Annotated in this window: 12 protein-coding genes and 1 pseudogene; 4 read left to right on the top strand and 9 right to left on the bottom strand. The window is 73.9% G+C overall.

The features are described 5' to 3' along the window. Nucleotides 1–175: 175 nt before the first annotated feature. Nucleotides 176–970 carry a thioesterase II family protein gene (locus FM076_RS28800; protein ID WP_173873782.1) on the bottom strand — a complete coding sequence of 265 codons (795 nt, stop codon included), beginning with the start codon at nt 968–970 and terminating at the stop codon, nt 176–178. Beyond that, entirely contained in the window at nt 967–7,146 is a 6,180-nt protein-coding gene (locus tag FM076_RS28795; protein ID WP_173873781.1) for a type I polyketide synthase, read from the bottom strand. The genes FM076_RS28800 and FM076_RS28795 overlap by 4 nt, the downstream gene beginning before the upstream one ends. A 141-nt stretch (nt 7,147–7,287) precedes the next feature. Between FM076_RS28795 and FM076_RS28790 the strand changes: the two genes are divergently transcribed. The 4 genes from FM076_RS28790 to FM076_RS28775 all read left to right on the top strand — a co-directional run bounded on the left by FM076_RS28790 (nt 7,288) and on the right by FM076_RS28775 (nt 11,681). Continuing rightward, nucleotides 7,288–8,106, top strand: coding sequence for a VOC family protein (locus tag FM076_RS28790; RefSeq protein ID WP_173873780.1), 819 nt, complete (start codon nt 7,288–7,290; stop codon nt 8,104–8,106). Nucleotides 8,107–8,252: 146 nt separating this feature from the next. Then, nucleotides 8,253–8,996 carry an MIP/aquaporin family protein gene (locus tag FM076_RS28785; RefSeq protein WP_173873779.1) on the top strand — a complete coding sequence of 248 codons (744 nt, stop codon included), beginning with the start codon at nt 8,253–8,255 and terminating at the stop codon, nt 8,994–8,996. A gap of 120 nt (nt 8,997–9,116) precedes the next feature. After that, nucleotides 9,117–10,019, top strand: a complete 903-nt coding sequence (locus tag FM076_RS28780; RefSeq protein ID WP_173873778.1) for a 4Fe-4S domain-containing protein — start codon at nt 9,117–9,119, stop codon at nt 10,017–10,019. A gap of 168 nt (nt 10,020–10,187) precedes the next feature. Next, nucleotides 10,188–11,681: a glutamate-cysteine ligase family protein gene (locus tag FM076_RS28775; protein WP_173873777.1), complete on the top strand. Its 1,494-nt coding sequence runs from the start codon at nt 10,188–10,190 to the stop codon at nt 11,679–11,681. Between the two features lie 232 nt (nt 11,682–11,913). On the opposite strand, the gene FM076_RS28770 is transcribed toward FM076_RS28775, so the two are convergent. The 7 genes and pseudogenes from FM076_RS28770 to FM076_RS28745 all read right to left on the bottom strand — a co-directional run. Beyond that, entirely contained in the window at nt 11,914–13,779 is a 1,866-nt protein-coding gene (locus tag FM076_RS28770) for an ABC transporter ATP-binding protein (RefSeq protein WP_173873776.1), read from the bottom strand. Further along, entirely contained in the window at nt 13,776–14,297 is a 522-nt protein-coding gene (locus tag FM076_RS28765; protein ID WP_173873775.1) for a lasso peptide biosynthesis B2 protein, read from the bottom strand. The genes FM076_RS28770 and FM076_RS28765 overlap by 4 nt, the downstream gene beginning before the upstream one ends. Beyond that, nucleotides 14,297–14,563 (bottom strand): PqqD family protein, encoded by a 267-nt coding sequence (locus FM076_RS28760; RefSeq protein ID WP_173873774.1) that lies wholly within the window; start codon nt 14,561–14,563, stop codon nt 14,297–14,299. The genes FM076_RS28765 and FM076_RS28760 overlap by 1 nt, the downstream gene beginning before the upstream one ends. A 4-nt stretch (nt 14,564–14,567) precedes the next feature. Next, a complete protein-coding gene (locus tag FM076_RS34295) occupies nt 14,568–14,984 on the bottom strand; it encodes an asparagine synthase-related protein (protein WP_243274666.1) in 417 nt (138 codons plus the stop codon). Nucleotides 14,985–15,207: 223 nt separating this feature from the next. Further along, nucleotides 15,208–15,606, bottom strand: a pseudogene (locus FM076_RS35405) (asparagine synthase-related protein); the annotation flags it as partial. 1,427 nt (nt 15,607–17,033) lie between these two features. Further along, nucleotides 17,034–18,386, bottom strand: coding sequence for an NADP-specific glutamate dehydrogenase (gdhA, locus tag FM076_RS28750; RefSeq protein ID WP_173873772.1), 1,353 nt, complete (start codon nt 18,384–18,386; stop codon nt 17,034–17,036). A gap of 148 nt (nt 18,387–18,534) precedes the next feature. Next, nucleotides 18,535–19,273 (bottom strand): glycoside hydrolase family 15 protein (locus FM076_RS28745; RefSeq protein WP_243274664.1); only part of this gene is annotated, 739 nt, incomplete at its 5' end.

Below are 19,273 nucleotides of genomic sequence, written 5' to 3'. Positions count from 1 at the left end.
AGCGCACCGGCCGCACCGTGGACGACGCGTTCACCGGCGGCCGCCCCCGGCGGAAGGCCGGGCCGCCCTGTCACGCCCTCGCGCGCCGCCGCCCGCGGCGTCCCTTCGTGGCCGTCTCCCTCCCCCCCGGCCCTCCTCCGGCCTCCTCCCGTGAGGCCCTCCGGCAGCGCGCGGCTCACGTGCTGCCCGGTGGTGCGGACAGCGGCTCCGTCCGGGACAGTGCGGTGCGCAGGACGCCCGTCACCTCCTCGGCGCGCTCGTTGACGAAGAAGTGGTCGCCGGGCACCGGGCGGAAGGTGAAGGGCCCGCTGGTCAACTCCTGCCAGGCGCGCATCGAGCCGGGCGGCAGGGAGGTGTCGGCCAGCCCGGGCAGCGCCGTCACGGGGCAGCGCAGCGGAGGGCCGGCGGGGGGCCGGTAGGTCTCCACGAGGGTGAAGTCGGCGCGCAGTCCGGCGGCTGCCAGTTCGACGGCCGCCGGATCGTCGAAGAGGCCCACGGGCACCTGCCCGTAGAGGCCGAGCGTCGTCATGAACGCCGCCCGGGGCAGGTCGTGGACCGTCTCGCGGGCCGGCGGCAGGTGCGGCGGGCGCTGCGCGGCGACGGTGAGCCCCAGCGGCGTCCGCCCGCCGGCCTCCAGTCTGCGGGCGGCCTCGAAGGCGACCAGCGCGCCGAGGCTGTGCCCGAACAGGGCGTAGCCGTCCACGGCGTCCACCTGCTCCTCCAGCACCGGCAGCAGCCGCGCCATCAGGCTGTCCATGTCGGTGAAGGGCTCCTCGGTGGCCCGCCCCTCGCGGCCGGGCAGCTGCACCGGGACGGCCTCGATGCCGGGCGCGAGCAGCCGCTGCCAGGACCGGTAGGCGGAGGCGCCCTGGCCCGCGCAGGGGAAGCACAGCAGCCGCACCCGGGCCCCGCCCGCGGCGGCCGGGAAGGGCAGCCAGCGGTCGGCCGGCGGCGGGGCGGTGGTGTTCATGCGGAGATGATCCCTGCGATGGCGCGGACGGTCGGGTTCTCGATGAGGGTGGCGATGGGCAGGTCGGTGTCGAACTCGCGGCGCACCCGGGCGGCGAGCTGGACGCCGACGAGGGAGTTGCCGCCGAAGGCGAAGAAGTCGTCGTCCGGGCCGATGTCGTCGATGCCCAGCGCCTCGGACCACAGCTTCGCCAGCCGCTCGTGCACGCTGTCGGCCGCCGGGCCGGGGCCCGGGTCCCCCTGTCCTGTGGCGGCCGGGCGGGGCGCGGGCAGGTCCGCGCCCCCGGCCGCCGCGGCCGGCGCCTCCGACCGCCGGCCCGCCTCCGCGATGACGTCGCTGGTCAGCGCCTCGACCGCGCGCAGCCGCTCGTCCAGGCCCTCGGGGATGACGACGACCTGCGGCCCGATCCGGTCGCCGAGGATGTGCCAGAGCGCCTGGATCCCCTCCTCGGGACGGATGGCGAACTCGCCGCCCAGCCCTCCCTGGGGTGCGGGCCGCTGCTCCTGCGCGGGGGCGGCGGGCCGGGCGCGGGCGGTGACGCTGTCCCGGAACCCGGCCGGGTCCCGGACGCGGACCGTGTAGCCGGTCACGTCCGCGACCTCGCGTCCGTCCCCGTCCGTGAGGGTGAGGTCGAAGGTCACCACGGGGCGGTGCGCCCCGCGCCGCCGGGAGTACACGTGGACGGTGGGCGGCAAGGGGCCGTGCAGGGTGAGGCGGCTGAGGGAGAAGGGCAGGTAGCTCTCCCCCGTCGGGCCCAGTTCCGGCAGATAGACGGCGTTGGAGGTGGCCGCGTCGAACAGGGCGGGGTGCAGGGGGTAGTCGGCCGGCTCGGCGCGGTAGGGCTCGGGCAGTTCGATACGGGCCAGGGTCGAGGAGTCGTCGCGGCGCAGCTCGGCGACGCTGGTCCAGCGGGGCCCGAAGTCGACGAGCCCGGTCTCGGGTTCGTACGGCTCGGTGTCCGGCTTCACGACGGGGAGGCACTCGCGCAGCACCTGGAGGTCGTGGAGGTGGACAGGGCCGTCCGGGGCGGGGGCGACATGCCCTGCGGCGTGCTCCGTCCACTCCTGGCCGTCGGCGCGGGCGGCGACGGAGAAGCGGTAGCCGTCGCCCTCGGGGGTGAGGACGGTCCGCAGCGCTGTGGGACCGGTGAGGACGAGGACGGCGAGGAAGGTGACGTCGGTGAGCCGCAGCCGGACGGAGGCGGTCGCGTCCCCTCTCAGCGCGTCGGCCGCCGCGGCGCGGGCCATCTCCAGGTACGCCGTCGCCGGCCACACCGGTGTACCGGCGACCCGGTGCTCCCGCGAGACCCAGTGCGTCTCGCCGTCCAGCACGGTGCGGTAGGTGAGCCGCCCGTCGGGGCCGTCGGTGCGGTCACCGAGCAGCGGGTGGACGGCGGGCAGCGGCGGCTCGGCGGCGGGTGCCGCCGAGCCGGGGAGTCCGGGCCCGGAAGCGGCCGGCGGGGCCGCCGGCACCGGGGCGGAGGCGTCTTCGGGTGCGGAACCGGTTTCCGGTGCGAGGGCGCTCTCCGGGGCGGGGGCGAGGGGTGCGGCCTGGGGACCGACCGTGTCGTCCCCGGCGGGCGGGTGGGGGGCGTGTGCCGACGCCAGGGAGCCGACGGCCGGGGCGGCGGTGCCCGCCTGGAGGGCGCGGAAGGCCGCCGGAGCGAGGGCGTCGGCCCGGGCCGCCATGCCGACCTCGGCCCAGGCGTCCCAGTTGACGGAGACGGTGAAGCCGGGCGCCTCCGCGGCGCGGGCGTGGGCGTAGGCGTCGAGGAAGGCGTTGGCCGCCGCGTAGTCGGTCTGGCCGAGGTTCCCGGCGACGGAGGTGATGGAGGAGAACAGCACCATCAGCTCCACCCGCTCGCCCAGCAGCCGGTCGAGCACCAGCGTGCCCGTCACCTTCGCCGCCATCACGCGTTCGGCCTCGGCGCGGGTCTTGAGCGCCAGGAGTCCGCCGCCGGGGACGCCCGCGGTGTGGAAGACTCCGTCGACGGGGCCGAACTCCCCCTCCGCCCGCTCGACCACGGCCCGCATCGCCGGCTCGTCGGCCACATCGGCGCGGCACACCAGCACCCGGGCGCCGTACTCCTCCAGGCGCCGCAGCCGCCGCACCGTCTCCGCCACTCCCTCACGCGTACGGGACGGGCCGGCGAGCAGCCGGTCCCACTCCTCGCGGGGCGGGAAGGGGGAGCGGGCGGTCAGCACGAGGCGGGCGCGGACGGCCTTGGCCAGCCCCTCGGCGACGGCCAGGCCGATGCCGCCGAGTCCGCCGGTGATCAGGTAGGTGCCGCGCTCGCGCAGCGGTCCGGCGGTGCCGCGGGCGCGGGGTTCGGGCACCTGGGTGTGGTGCGGCAGCCAGCGCCTGCGGCCGCGCAGGGCGATCCAGCGGTCCGCACAGGCGGCGGAGGCCGGCGCGGGCCGGCCGCCGGCGCGGGCGAGTTCCTCCAGCAGCCCGGGGGCGAAGCGGAGTTCGGCCACGTCCAGGCAGCGTACGGCGCTCTCGGGCAGCTCCTTGGCCAGGACGTCGCACACCCCGGTGACGGCGGCACGCGCGGGCGCGACCGGTTCGGCGCCCGAGACGGCGCGCAGCCGGGAGCCGACCACGTCCCACCGCGGTCCGGCACCCCGTCCCCCGGCGCGCCCGGCGCAGACCTGGGCGAGGAACAGGACGCTGAAGAAACCCAGGTCCAGCCAGCCGCCGGTGTCGTCCTCGGGGTACGCGGCGTCCGGCGGTCCGAACAGCCAGCCGTGCAGGATCCGTTCGGGCCACAGCCCGTCGGCGGCCAGGGCCTCGGCCAGCGCGTCGTAGTCGGCGCGGACACCGGGGCGCAGCAGATAGCGGCTGCCGGTGAGCCGGGCGAACCGGTCGCCGGGTTCGGCGGTGACGACCTGCCCGCCCGCGCGCCGCAGCGCGCTGACGGTGCCGTCCAGGATCTCGCCCCGGCGCAGCACCAGCCAGGTGGCGGCCAGGGAGCCGGTGCCGGGCGGCGGCGCCGGGTCCTCGCGCCAGCCGGGCCGGAAGAGGGCGCGGCCGATGGGGCGGCGCTCTTCGCCCTGCTGCCCGGGCCCGGCTGCGGAGGCCGCCGTCCCGGATGTGGTGGCCTCCGTCGCGGGGGCGGGGGCAGCCGTGGCGGTTGCGGGGGCCGCCGTGGCCCGGGGAGCCGGGGCCGCGTCGAGCCAGTGGGGGGTGCGCTGGAAGGGGTAGGTGGGCAGCGGTACGCGGCGCCGGCCGGTGCCCCAGTAGGCCCGCCAGTCCACCGGGGCGCCCGCCGTCCACAGCCGCGCCACCGCGCGGGCCAGGCAGCGCGGGCCGTCCTCGCCGCCCTGCGGCATCGGCATGGTCGGCACCACGACGCGGTCCGGTGCGTCCCGGTCGCGGGACGACATTCGGCGGGCCTGGGCGCGGGTCAGCGCGGTGAGCACCTGGCCGGGCCCCACCTCGGCGAACAGCAGGTCGCCGTCCTCCAGCAGACGTGCGACGCCGGGCGCGAAGAGGACCGGGGCGCGCAGGTGCCGGGTCCAGTAGGCGGGGTCGACGGCTTCCTCGTCGGTGATCCAGGTGCCGGTGACGTTGGAGACGAACGGCAGCGTGGGCGGGGAGAGTTCGGCCTCGGCCAGCTCGGCGGCGAAGGGCTCCAGCGCGGGTTCCATCATGGCCGAGTGGAAGGCGTGCGAGGTGTGCAGCCGCTGTCCGGTCACACCGCGTGCGGCGAGCGCGGCCTGCGCGGCGTCCAGCGCCTCGTGCGGGCCGGAGAGCACGGTGAGACGGGCGCCGTTGTACGCGGCGACGTCCAGGCCCTCGAGGCCCTCGGCCTCCTCGGCGGGCAGCGGGACCGCCAGCATGCCGCCGCCGGGCAGCTCCTGCACGAGCGCGCCGCGCCGTGCGACGAGCCGCACGGCGTCGGCCTCGGAGAACACCCCGGCCAGGCAGGCGGCGACGTACTCGCCGACGCTGTGCCCGGCCATCGCGGCGGGGGCCAGGCCCCAGGCGAGCAACTGCCGTGCCAGGGCGTACTCGACGGTGAACAGCGCGGGCTGCGCCATCGCGGTACGGGTCAGCCGCTCGGCGGCGGCGGGCTCGTCCCCGGCGAACACCACCTCGCGCAGGTCGGCGTCCAGCAGCGGCCGGGCCAGCTCGGCGCACCGGTCGACCGTCTCCCGGAAGACGGCCTCCCGCGCGTAGAGAAGCTTGCCCATGCCCAGGTGCTGGGAGCCCTGGCCGGGGAAGAGGAAGGCGAGGGGCGCGTCGCCGGCGGGGGCCGGCGGTGCGTCGGTGCGGGCGGCGCGCAGGGCGGCCGGTGCGCCCTCCTCACCGGGGACGACGGCGAGACGGTGCCGGAAGGCGGGCCGCCCCAGGGCGAGCGTCGCGCCGACGTCCTCGATGTCCTGCCCCGGGTGCGCCTCGATGTGAGCGGCGAGCCGACCGGTGGCGGCGGCCAGCGCTTCGGGGGTACGCGCGGAGACGGGCAGCACGACGGGCCGCGGTGCGGGTCCGGGCGCGGGCGCCCGGCCATCGGCCGTCCCGGGGTAACCGGCCGCCACGGAACCGCTCTTCCCGGAAGAGCCGGGCGCCTCGGGAACGTCAGCACGTGAGGCGGCGCCGAGCGCGGCGGAACCGCCGGGCGACGCGGAGCCCCCGGCCGCCACCGGAGCACCGGCCCCGGCCGAGGCGGCGGCCTCCGTGGAGGCACCGGCGTCCATCGAAGCGCCGGCCTCCGCCGAGGCGCCGGCCTCCACCGAGGCGCCGGTCCGTGTGGCGGACGTGGTCGTCGCCGGGCGTCGCCGCGGGGCGCGTTCGGGTGCCTGTTGGACGATCACGTGGGCGTTGGTGCCGCCGACGCCGAACGAACTGACGGCGGCGAGCCGCTCGTCCTGGTGGGCGGGCCAGTCCGCCAGTTCGGTGATGACGCGGAAGGGGCCGCTGTCGAAGTCGATGGCGGGGTGGGGCCGGGTGTGGTTGATGCTGGGCGGGATGCGGCCGTGCTGGAGGGCGAGGACGGTCTTGATGAGGCCGACGACACCGGCCGCGGGCCCCAGGTGCCCGATGTTGCCCTTGACGGAGCCCAGGGGGCAGTCGCGCACCCCGGTGTGGCCCAGGTCGCGGTAGGCACGGGTGAGGGCGTTGACCTCGACGGGGTCGCCGACGCGGGTGCCGGTGCCGTGCGCCTCGATGTAGCCGATGCGGCCCGGGTCGATGCCGGCCGCGCGCAGTGTGCGCCGGATGAGCGCGGCCTGGCCCTCGACGCTGGGAGCGGTGAAGCCGGCCTTGAGGTTGCCGTCGTTGTTGAGGGCGGAGGCCCGGACGAGGGCGTGCACGTGGTCGCCCGCCGCGAGCGCGTCGGCGTACCGCTTGAGGACGACGGTGCCCACCCCGGTGCCGAACACCGTGCCGTCGGCGTCGGCGTCGAAGGGTCTGACCCGGCCGGTGACGGAGAACATGCCGCCCTCGGCGGCGTGGTAGCCGGACACGCGCGGCAGTTCCACCTGCACGCCGCCGGCCACGGCCGCGTCGCACTCCCCGGCGCGCAGCGCCTGGCACGCGGTGTGCACGGCGACCAGTGAGGTGGAGCAGGCTGTCGCCACGTTCACGCTCGGTCCGGTCAGGCCCAGGTGGTGGGAGACGGCGGTGGTGAGGTAGTCGGCGGCGTTGCCGACCATCACCCCGACCTCGCCGAGGAACGCGGTGGCCTCGGGGTGGGCGGCCACGTTCCACTCCCGGTAGAAGTTGGGTGCGCCGCCGCCGTAGACGCCGACCGTGCCCGGCATGTGGAAGGGGTCGTACCCGGCGTGTTCGAGCGCGGTGTAGGCGCACTCCAGGAAGAGCCGGTGCTGGGGGTCGCGTACCTGCGCCTCGCGGGGTGTCAGACCGAAGAAGCGGGCGTCGAATCCGGCCAGGTCGGCAAGGACCGGTTTCGCCCTTACGTAGTGCGGGTCGGCCAGCACGGCGTCCGGGATGCCGGCCTCGCGCAGCTCCTCGGCGGTGAAGCGGGTGACCGACTCGACGCCGTCGGCCAGCTGGGTCCAGAACGCGTCGAGGCCGGCGCTGCCGGGGACGCGGAGCGCCATGCCGACGACGGCGACGGCGTCCCGTACGTCCTGTCCGTCCCGGTCCGACGCGGTGGCGGTTCCGCTCCGGCCGGACGCCCCGACACCGTCCCGCGGGTTCCTACTGTGCACCGGCAGCCCCCTCACCTGATGTGCTGGCATCCTCCGTCGGCCCCAACTCGTGCGTCAATGCGTACAGTTCGGCAATGACGTACAACGGGCGCGCCGGCCGGACGCCGTCGCCCGCGCCCGCCGCCGAGGAAGGAGGATCCGGTGCCCGAGCCCCTGGCCTACCCCGCGGGCGCGCTGTGCTGGGCCGATCTGCACACGTCCGGCCCGGCCGCCGCCGAGCGCTTCTACGAGGCGGTGCTGGGCTGGGGGTACGTGCGGACGGGACCGGCCTACGACCACTACAGATACGCCACCTGGCAGCGGCACATGGTGGCCGGTATCGCGCCGTCCGGCCGGGACGAAGACCCCGGGGACGCGCCGGCCGCGGCGAGCTGGATCGTCTCCTTCGCGGTGGAGCGCGCCGACGCGCTGGCCGAGCGCGTGGTGGCGGCCGGTGGCGAGGTGCGGCACGGGCCCGGGGACGTCGGGGTGCTCGGCCGCACCGTCACCGCGGTGGACCCCGAGGGCGCGCACGTGGGCTTCTGGCAGCCCCGCGCGCACCTCGGCGCGGGGCTGTTCGACGAGCCGTCCGCGCTGTGCTGGGCGGAGCTGGCCGTACGCGACACCGAGCGGGCCGACCGCTTCTACGAGGCCGTGCTCGGGCTGCTCCCCGCCGACCACACGGCGGTCGGCGGGGAGCACTACGCGGCGTACCGCCTGCCCGGGGAGGTGGCGGGGGCGGGCGGACCGGCGGGGGCGGGGCGGACTCTGCTGCGCGCGGAGCAGCCGGACGAAGAGGCTTTCTGGATGCCGTACTTCGGGGCGCGCGACGCGCGGGCGGCAGTCGCGACGGCGCGGCGGGAGGGCGCCTCCGTGCTGTACGAGGGGATGAACGGCGAGGGACTGGAGGTGGCCGTGGTCCGCGATCCGCAGGGCGCGGTCTTCGGCGTACTGGAGCGGGCCGCCCGCCCGGAGCCCTAGCCGGCGGGCTCCAGGGCCCCGGCCGGTGGACTCCCTCCGGAATTCCGGTCCCGAACCTGTCGCGGGCCGCCGCCCAGCAAGTAGGGTGCGCGGCCACCGCCGTCGAGTGAACGGCGTGCGGAGCCGCGACGTTGTGGAGGTAACGGATGAGCGCGGGCGACATCTTCCTGTGGGAGCTCTTGGGCACCGCGGTCCTGGTGATGCTGGGTACCGGCGTCGTGGCCAACAACGTACTGCGCAGGACGAACGGCAACGGCGGGGGCGTGCTGTTCGTCAACATCGGCTGGGGCTTCGCCGTCTTCACGGGCGCGAGCCTGGCCGCGCCCAGCGGAGCCCACCTGAACCCCGCGATCACCCTGGCCCTCGCCGTGGCCGACAAGACCGAGTGGTCCGACGTACCCGTGTACATGCTGGCGCAGATGCTCGGCGGCGTCCTCGGCGCGGTGCTGTGCTGGGCCACCTACAAGCTCCAGTTCGACGACCACGACGACCCGGCGGGAACGCTGGGGGTCTTCTCCACCGCGCCGACGATCCGCAACCCCGCCTGGAACCTGGTCACCGAGGTGCTGGGCACCTTCGTGCTGGTGGCGTTCGTCCTGTTCTCCCCCACCTACAAGAACGGCGACGGCGGCATCCCCGACTTCGGCAACTCGGCGCTGGGCTACGCGGGGGTCGCGTTCGTGGTGCTGGTGATCGGCACCTCGCTGGGCGGGCCGACGGGGTACGCCATCAACCCGGCGCGCGACCTGGGTCCGCGCCTCGCCTACGCGTTCGTGCTGCCGATCAGGGGCAAGGGCCGGGCCGACTGGGCGTACTCGTGGGTCCCGGTGGCCGGCCCGCTGGTGGGCGGCGTGCTCGCCGCGCTCCTGTACCTGGCGTACCCGGCCTGACCGGCCGCGGGGAGGGCGAGCCGTGCGGCCGGGGCCGGGAGGCGCCCTTCCGCTCCCGGCCGGACTCGCGGTGTCCTGGGGTGCGCGCACTCGGGCGCGTACCCCAGGAGGGAGTCACCCATGGAGACCGTCACCAGGAGAGGACACGCGGACGCCGGCTGGTACGTGGACGGGCGGTGCACCGACTGCGATGTGGCCCGTCAGCTCGCCCCGGACCTCGTCGTCCAGGCACAGGGCCGTTCCGAGATCGTGCGCCAGCCCCGGGACGAGGAGGAGGAGCGGCAACTGCTGACGGCGGCACTCGCCTGCCCCACGCGTTCCATCCGTCCCCCCGGCGGCCGCCTGCCGCAGGCCGGCCCTGACCCCTTTCCCCTCGCCCTGGACGACGACGTCCTGCTGTGCGGGCACAACTCGCAGCGCACGGCGGGGGCCAACTCCTATCTGCTGCGCCGCCCCGGCGGCACGTGGATGATGGTGGACACGCCGCGCTTCGCCGAGCGGCTCGCCGTGCGGTACGAGGCGCTGGGCCCGGTCACCGACGTGCTGCTCACCCACCGGGACCACGCGGCGCACGGCCGCCGCTGGGCGGACCGGCTGGGCGCCCGGCTGTGGATCCACGAGGGCGACCTGGACGCGGCACCCGACGCCGACCAGGTGTTGCGCGGCACGGAGCCGTCCTGGATCGCCCAGGGCGTGCGGGTCTTCCCCCTCCCGGGGCACACCCGGGGCAGCGTGCTGTATGTCGCCGACGAGCGGCTCTGCTTCAGCGGGGACAGCTTCTACTGGGCGCGGACCCTGCAGGACGTCGAGGTGGCGCAGACTGTCACCTGGTACTCGATCGAGGAGCTGGCCGCCTCGCTGGCCAGGACGGTGGACGCGCTGCGTTTCGAGTGGCTGCTGCCGGGGCACGGCGGCCGCAAGCGGCTGCCCGCCGCCGAGATGGCCCGCCGCATGAGGCGGCTGACGGAGCGGGTGGCGACCCTGCGGCCGCTGCCGGTGGACTTCGCCGCCCTGCGCTGGTGAGACCGGGCAGCGGTCCCGGTCGCGACGGTGGTCCCGCGATGGCGCGCCTCCTCGTCTGAAGGGGTTGCCTGAGCCGGCGGTGCGCCGGGGTACCCGGCGCACGAGAGGGCGGGATGGTTGCGTTTCTCCCGTCCGCCGACCGACCAGCCGCTCCTTGCGAGGTGTGCCATGGCTCACGCGTCCGCCGCCCCGTCACTGACCCGCGACGAGCTGCGCAGCGTCTTCACGAGCGCGTTCGCCGACGCCACCGGGGACGACGGGACCGACCGGGACAGCGGGAGCGGCCGGGACGGCGGGAGCGGCCGGGAGGCCGGGATCGCCGCGGCGCACGGCACGGCCGGTACGGCGCACGGCACGGCCCGCGAACTGGTCGGCATCGAGGTGGAGACGGCGGCGCTGGATCCGCGCACGGGCGCGGCCGTCCCCTACCGGGGGCCGCGCGGGGTCCGCGCCCTGCTGGAGTTCCTCGCCGCCGAGCGGCCCGGCGCCGTCCCCCTCTTCGACCGCGCGGCACTGGTCGGGGTCGCCCTGCCGGAGGGCGGCACGGTGACGCTGGAGCACGGCGGCGCCGTGGAGTACTCCTCGCCGCCGTGCCGCTGCGTCGGTGACCTCGCCGAGGTGACCGACCGCGCCCTGCGCGAGCTGGCCGCCGCCGCGGACCGGTTCGGCTTCGCCCTGGTGCCCGGTGCCCAGTACCCGTTCACGGCCCCCGGGGAGGTGGAGTGGGTGCCGCACTCGCGCACGCCCGTGATGCGGCGCCACTTCGAGCGCCTCGGCCCGCCCGGCGCGGACGGCGTCCATGTGATGTCCCTGGCGCTGTCCACCCAGGTCTCCTTGGACTTCTGCTCCCCCGGGGACCTGACGCGCAAGCTGCGGGCCCAGGCCGCCGCCTCGACCCCGGCGGCGGCACTGTTCGTCAACGCGCCGCTGGACGCCGGCCAGCCGTGCGGGCTGCTGTCCCGGCGCATGGACCACCTCTCCCGCACCGACCCGGCCCGCACCGGCGTCGTCCCGGCCATGCTGCGCGAGGACGTGGACATCGACCAGGTCGTCGACTGGGCGCTCGCCCTGCCGATGATCCACCGGGCGGCACCGGACGGCGGCCGGCGCGCCGTGCCCCGGGTGCCCTTCGCCACCCTGCTGACCGAGGGGTTCGGCGACGGAACCGCCCCGGACCTCGCCGACTGGCGCGCCCACCTCTCCCAGGTCTTCTCCGACGTGCGGCTGCGCGAGACGCTGGAGTTGCGCGCCGTGGACGGACCGCCCTACCGGGCGCTGTTCGCCCCTCCCGCGTTCTGGAGCGGGCTCGGCTACCACCCGCCGTCCCGCGAGGCCGCCTGGGAACTGCTGCGCGGGATCGGACCGGAGGCGCACCGGGCGGCGCTGCGCGAGATCGCCCGCCACGGTCTGGCCGCCCGCCTGGCCGGGCGCCCGGTCCGGGCGCTGGCCACCGCCCTCCTGGAGCTGAGCGCGGCGGGCCTCACCGCGCGGATCGCCGACGGGCGGGAGCGCCCCGAGGCCCTGGCGTTTCTGGAGCCGCTCCGCGAGGTGGCCGAGGAGGGCACCACGTTCGCGGAGCTGACCCTGGCCGACCTTGGCGGCGGACCGGACGGCTTCCCGGCCCGCCACATCGCACGCCACCGCATCCCGCGGGGCTCCTAGCCGCTGTGCGGAGCGGGTGCCGGTCCGCTCGCGACGCGTCTCGTGGCAGCCGGCCGGGCATGCACCTGCGGACAGACGCGGACAGGAACGGCGCCTGCGCCGCGCCCTGGAGGAGGCCGTCGCTGCATCCGGGCCCACCGACGGACAACGAACCAGGGCCTGGCTGTCATGCAAACGCCGGCCGGGGAGGGCGATGGGCAGGGGCACCGAACACACCGAGTGGGACGGCTTCTCATTCGGCCTGCTGGGACTGCGACAGGAAACGGTAGTGGTCGTTGCCGGCTACCAACTCTCCGTGCGTCCCGTACCCGACGACCTGGCCACCGTCGAGCACCACGATCAGGTCCGCGCCGCGGAATGTGGAGTACCGGTGGGCGATGACCAGGAGGGCGCACTCGGATGCGACCTGTCGGATCGAACGCCGCAGCAGGGTCTCATTGACGGCGTCCAGCTGAGCGGTCGGTTCGTCGAGCAGCAGCAAGCGGGGACGGCTGAGCAGTGAACGCGCGATGGCGATGCGCTGACGTTCCCCGCCGGAGAGCATCCCTCCGTGGTCACCGGTGTTTGTGTCGAGCCCCTGGGGAAGCCGTTCCACCAACTCGGTCAGATGCGACAGGTCGATCACGCGCTGCAGCTCCGCGGTGTCCGCGTCCGGCGCGGCGTACAGCAGGTTCTGCCGCAGAGTGCCGTGGAGGACAGGTGCGTGCTGCTCCACCAGTCCGATCCGGGCCCGGTGCGCGTTCTCGTCGAGTGAGCGTACGTCCTGTCCCTCGAAGAGCACTCGCCCGTCGTCCGCCTCGTAGAACCGCTCGGCAAGCGCGAAGACGGTCGACTTGCCGACACCGGAGCTGCCCGCCAACGCGACTGTTCCGCGCGGAGGCACCTGGAAGGAGACCCCGCGCAGCACCGGTCGGCCCGGCTCGTAGCCGAACCACACGTCACGGAACTCCAGTACGGGCGTCTCGCGCTGTGCCGCCACTGTGCCCCGGCCCACGGGCGGAGCCGCTGTCGCCTCTGCCTCCTTCGCCGACGTCCTCTCCGGCGCCCCATCCGTCGCCGTCCCCGCCGCCGTCGCCGCCGTATCCGCCGTCCGGCCCGTCCTCGTCTCCGTGTCCGTCTCGCGCGGCAGGTCGAGGATCTCGCTGATGCGCCTGAGCGCGCCGACGCCCTGGCGCATGGTGCTCAGCGCCTGGAAGACGGAGCTGACCGGCCCCATGAGATAGAGCATGTACAGCAGGAACGCCGCGAGATCGGCGATGGAGGCGCCCCGGTCGGCCACCCGCATGCCCCCGATGACGAGCACCAGCAGAAACGAGCCGTTGATCGTCAGCATGATCGTGGGGGCCACGACCGAGTCCAGGAGCCCGACGCGCACGCTCGCCGTATACGCGGACCGGGCCTGCCCTCCGATGCGTTCCGTCTCCCGTTCCTCCGCGCGGCTGGCCCGTACGGTACGGATGGCGCCCAGCGCACGTTCCAACTCCGCGGTCATCGCACCGGTGGCCTGCTGGGCATGGAGCGAAGCCCGCTCGATGCCGCGCAGCATCGAGGCGACCAGCAGCGATCCCGCGGCGATGACGCCGAGGACGATCAGGAAGAGAAGCCAGTCGAGCCACATCATCAGCACGACGACGCCGACCATGCTGATACTGCCGGTGATCGCGTCGGTGAACCCTTCCGAGATGAGCAGCCGCAAAGCGGTGCTGTCCGTGCTGGCCCGTGAGATCAGGTCACCGATGCGGTGCCGGTCGTACGTCCGCATCGGCAATCGCATCAGGCGGTCGATGATGCTCAGCCGGAGGCCCAGGACGACCCCCTCGCCGGTGAGCGCCAAGGCATAGCGGGCCACCGCCTGCACCGCCGCCTGTGCGAGGAAGAGCGCCACGAGCAGACCGATGAGGTTCCCCGTCCCGGCGCCCTCCCTGGCCGCCTCGATGACGCGTTTGACGAGCAGCGGCTGCGCCAGCCCGAGCGCGGAGCCGACCAGGGACAGCCAGACGGAAACGGTGATGGTGCGGCCGCGCCCGCGCAGTGCGCGCCGGATCTCCTGCCCCACCGTGCGCTGTGGGCCGCTCGCGGTGTCCGCACCGGACTTCATCGGGGGCTCGCTCCTGGCACATGCCGGGAACCGACACGCTGGAGGACGGCGAAACCGGTCCGGACACCGGGAATGTCACCCAGCACTTCGCCGTGCAGTTCCGCCCAGGCGTGGAAGGAGAACCGTCCGCCGACGGAGGAGCGCTGCCGTGCCACGACGACCTCGGCCGGCTGTCCGAGGACGGAAAGGTAGGTTGCGAGAGCGAATGACCTGGGCAGGCAGAGGGCCTCCGGTGCCACCAGCCGCAAGGTCAGAAGGCAGGGCAGCACCTCCCGGCGGGCGAGACCGATCGACGCCGGCGGACTGAGCACCGCGGCGAAGGCGGAGGCAGGGTGCGTGTCGATCAGCCGCCGCTGTGCTTCCGGCCAGCCACGCCTGCGCAGTACGCGCACCGCCTGGGCCGTGCGTATGGCGGCGAGCAGTCGGACGCGCGGAGGAACCGGCGGCGGGGGAGGGGTCCGATCGGTGTCCCACAGCAGGTGTTCCCAGGACGCGGTGGGACGCTCCCGTACGTGCATCAGCGGGTCGGCTCGACGAGTTGGTTGTCGGCGAGCTGCTCGGACAGCTCCGCCATACCGGCAAGCAGCGTCTCATCCGAGGCGTCGACGCGCTGAGAGAGTTGCCGGACGGCCTCCTCCGCGGTCTCGTAACGCAGCGCGGCCTCCAGCATGAGGGTGGCGACGGGATTCAGCTCGAAGTAGACACCCCGGGCGCCGTCCACCAGTACCCCGGCGCCGTCGGCCGGATCGAAGACTGTCTGCTCACTCAACTGCAGCAGGGGCATATGATCACCTCCCTGGAGCGAGGCCGGTCTTGCACTCCAGGTCTCGTAGGAACAACTCGACCATGGCGGAACAGATCAGGTTCTCGGCGTTGCGGCGCAGCGTGCGCGGGTCGTCGAAGACCCGCTCGAGCCGCCGCGGGTCGACCACGCCCCTCGCGACGAGCCGCGCTTGCGGCCCGCCGAGAATGCGGCGCAGGGTGTCGGTGTGCCGCAGGCACCAGTTCTCGTCCGGGGAGCCCAGCCAGGACCGGCCGTGGTGCCGCCAGATCTGCGGGGGCAGCCGGTGGGCAGCGGCCAGGCGCAGCACGGGTTTGTCGATCGTCCGCCCGCCGTAGGGGATCATGCGGTAGGCGTCCGGGCAGCCGGGCCGCCAGCCGTCGCAGCGACCTGCCGCCCCAGGGCTTGCCGAGGTGGATTCCACGCGGTCGCCACAGCGCCAGATTCAGCGTGTGCTCCTGTGGCGCGAAATCCGTGTCGTACGCTTCGGGGGCGGCGTCCGGCATGGGGATGAGGAAGTCACTGCCGAGTTCCACCTCGGCGCATGCCTGCGGATCCGCGTACAGGGAATATCCCGGTCTGGCACTGCGCAGAATGCGGCTCAGTTCCCAACGGGTGGCGAGCAGCCCCTGAAGCATCCGCCACTTCTCGCGCCGCCGCACATCCCCCGCGACAATGTCGTGCAGGCCGTACCGCAGCGGGCCGAAAAGCATATCCCCTTCCAGGCCGGACAGAAGATGCTGTACGCCGTCCGCAGCGATACGGTCCGCGACGCGTTCGAGGGCGCGGAACCATACGTGGTTGAAAGGATGCGGAAAGTCCCACTCGCGGGAGAAGTAGTCCTCGTCTCCCTTCGAGGGGATGGTTACCAGAGGCACCGAAAGGTGCCGGCAGACCCGGCGGGCATAGGAAAGCTCGTCGGCTGACGGATCGTCGGTGCCCATGTGGTAAGCGACCACATCGACGCCGTGGTCGGCGAGGGCCGCGAGCACGGTCGCCGAATCCACCGGAGAGGAGGATCCCCACGCGTCGCCTGCTGTTCGCATAGCTCCGGGTCTCCTCCAGCAGCAGCTCATAGGTGATGTCCGCGTACTCGCGCAAACCGGTGCGACGGGGAAGAACCCAGGGGGTGGCCTGGTCGTACCATTCCTTACGCGTCGAACGGGCGTCGAAACCGACGGCTTGCCCTGGATGCAGCTGTCCCAGTTCCGGGTAGACGAATACGTCCTCGCCTCGGCAGCTGCGCCAAAGCGTCTCCTTGTCGAATTCCGGAAGCCGGCCGTCGAACAGGTCTCTGGGGTCGGCTGACCAAGTGACGTGCGTCGGCGTCCTGCGGAAGAAGATCTGGTCCGGCGCCGACAGTCCCCGGAAGATGACCAGCCGCTGCGGGGTGAGGACGCATCCGGTCAACTCCGCCGGAAGCTGAGCCAGGACCGCGTCGTCTCCTGCCGCCAGAGCCAGAACGACACTCCGCACGAGGTTCGGGGACGGCCGTTGCGGCAGCGGCCCGGACAGCAGAAGCAGCGATTCGGGCACCGGCTGCGGGCATGGCCGAGTCGTTCCAGGGCGCAGCCATTGCACAGCGTGGCAGCCCTCGGCAGGCAGACGGCCTCTGTGGTCGAACGGCACCGTGCGGTAACCGGCCCCGGCGCCCCAGGACGTGCGGCTCACCCGTCCCGAGCTGCCGAGGAAATCGGCCACGGGGCCGCCGCGGCTTTCGAAAGCCCCTCCCCACTGCGCCTGTCGCGCGGCGGGTGAGGGGCCGGACTGATGGCCTGTCATGCAATGTTGCCGTGGCCAAACAGGTCGGGAACGCCGCGGCGGAGCTGCCCGGTCAGTTCCTCCATCCGGCCCAGGCGAACCACGGTCGGAGCCGTGTACCTCAGCATGTCCTCACCTTCTTCTTCCTTCGTAGGGACGTAGGGATTTTCCCTACAAATAGGGTAGTACTGCCCTTGGGGTCACGCATCTGGACGTAGTGGGGATAGCAACTGTCCGCCTGTCTCGCAGTGTCATCGCCCTGTGGACCGCTTGTCCTCACATCCGCCGCATCGACAACGCGCCCACGAACTGGGCCGGAATCCGGATCTGGGCGCACCTCCGAACCAGAGAACTCCGGCATTCAACGGATGAGGACCGGCCGAAATCCTTCGCATCCCGCAGCGGTTAAGAACCGTGACAGCATGTGTTGTCTGTAGCCGGTCTGGACCCTGAAGGCGACCGCGTCGATCACCCGCGATGGGCCCGCCGGCGGCCGCCCCGTTGCGGCGCCCGGTCCGGGAGCAACGGCTCGATCCGCGCCCACCGCGCACCGGTCAACGGCCCACCCGGACCAACGCCTGACCGACCCGGACAACACCACCCAGGAACCCCGGGTCACCCGGGGAGCCCGGGGAGCCCGGGGCCGTTTCCCGGAGGAACCCGGTGCCGTTCTCCCGGGTTCCCCGGGCGGAGCCCGGGGAACCCGGACGGCTCACACCACGCCCTGGGCGCGCATCGCCTCGGCGACGCGGAGGAAGCCGGCCGCGTTGGCACCCAGCACGTAGTCGTCGGGGGCGCCGAACTCCTCGGCGGCGGCGACGCACTGGGTATGGATGTCGCGCATCACCGCGGCCAGCCGGGTCTCGGTCTCCTCGAACGTCCAGGTTTCGCGGGTCGCGTTCTGCCGCATCTCCAGCGCGGAGGTCGCCACACCGCCCGCGTTGGCGGCCTTGCCGGGACCGTAGAGGACGCCCGCCTCGCGCAGGACGCCCACCGCGTCGGGGGTGCAGGGCATGTTGGCGCCCTCGGCCACGGCCTTGACGCCGTTCTTGACGAGGGTGACGGCGTGCTGCTCCGTCAGTTCGTTCTGGGTGGCGCTCGGCAGGGCGAGGTCGCAGGGTACGTCGAAGACGGAGCCGCGGGTGCTGAAGCGGGCCGAGGAGCGGGCCTCGGCGTAGGTGTCGAGCCGGCCGCGGCGCGCCAGCTTGATCTCCTTGAGCAGGTCGAGGTCGAGCCCGGCCTCGTCCACCACGTAGCCGGAGGAGTCCGAGCAGGCGACGACCCGGGCGCCGAGCGCCTGCGCCTTCTCGATGGCGAACAGCGACACGTTGCCGGCGCCGGAGAGCACGACCCGCCGGCCGGCCAGCTCCTCGCCCCGGGTGGCGAGCATCTCGCGGACGAAGTGCACGGTGCCGTACCCGGTCGCCTCCGTACGGGCCTGCGAGCCGCCCCAGCCGATGCCCTTGCCGGTGAGGGCACCGGCCTCGTAGCGGTTGGTCAGCCGCTTGTACTGGCCGAACAGGTAGCCGATCTCGCGCCCGCCGACGCCGATGTCACCGGCCGGCACATCGGTGTGCTCGCCGAGGTGGCGGTGCAGCTCCGTCATGAAGGACTGGCAGAAGCGCATGACCTCCGCGTCGCTGCGGCCCTTGGGGTCGAAGTCGGCGCCGCCCTTGCCCGCGCCGATACCCAGACCGGTGAGCGCGTTCTTGAAGATCTGCTCGAACGCCAGGAACTTCACGGTCCCCAGCTCCAGCCGGGGCACGAACCGCAGCCCGCCCTTGTAGGGGCCCAGCGCGCTGCTGAACTCCACGCGGAAGCCCCGGTTGACGTGGACCTCTCCCGTGTCGTCGGTCCACGGCACCCGGAAGAGCACCTGCCGTTCCGGCTCCACCAGCCGCTCGATCAGCTTGGCCTCGGCGTACTCCGGCCGCTTCTCCAGCACCGGTGCGAGGCTGTGCAGCACTTCACGCACCGCCTGGTGGAACTCGCCCTCGCCGGGGTTACGGCGCAGAACCTCCGCGTACACCGCTTCGATACGGCTGCTGGCATCCACAGGCATCATCCTCGTCACTCGCCACGACCACCCGGCACATGGGGACCGGGCTGGTCACGAGGGTACGTGCGCCCGTCACGAGCCCGGCTCGCGAGTGCCGGGAAACACCACGGCCCCTCGGGGCGTTTCAGGCGCGCTCAGACGCGTTCAGACGCGTTCAAACGCGCTCCGGCTCGGCGAGACGCGCCGCGTTCTCCAACAGCAGCGCGTGCACGAAGGCTTGGGGGAGATTCCCGCGCAGTTGCCGCTGCTCGACGTCGAATTCCTCCGCGTACAGCCCGGCGGGGCCGTAGGCGGCGCGGTTGCGCTCGAACCAGCGGTAGGCACCGGCCCGGTCACCGAGGCGGTCGGTGGCCAGGGCCATCATGAAGCCACACAGCAGGAACGCGCCCTCGGCCTCGGCGAGGGGCCGGTCGTCGTGCCGGAAGCGGTAGACGTAGCCGTCCTCGGACAGCTTCTCCCGGACGGCGGCGACGGTGCGCGGGAAGGACGGGTCGGCCTCGGGCAGGCAGCCGCGGGCCAGGGGCAGCAGGACGGCGGCGTCCGGCTCCGGGTCGTCGGCCGCGCGCGCCCACACCCCGTCCGGGCGCAGGCACCGGCGGCGGGTCTCGGCCAGCACCGTGTCGGCCAGCGCACGGGGCCGTTCGGCAGCCCGCTCCGGCAACCGGTCGGCCAGCGCCCGCAGTCCGGTCACCACGCTGAGGCGCGAATGGGTCCACCAGCGCTCCTCCAGCTCCCACAGGCCGGCCTCGGGGCGCTGCCAGTTCCGCTCGACGGCGGCGACGGCCACCTCGGCGGCGCGGCGCACCTGGGGGTCGTCCAGGTGCCCGTGCGGGGCCGCGGCCGCGTACAGCTGGAGCACCTCGCCGAAGGTGTCGAGCTGGAACTGGCGGCCC

Origin of the sequence: Streptomyces albus subsp. chlorinus, from assembly GCF_013302895.1 — a bacterium.
GTDB classification, from domain to species: domain Bacteria; phylum Actinomycetota; class Actinomycetes; order Streptomycetales; family Streptomycetaceae; genus Streptomyces; species Streptomyces chlorinus.
Note: the sequence above shows the minus strand (reverse complement) of the source record. Positions and strands in the feature narration are given on the sequence as shown.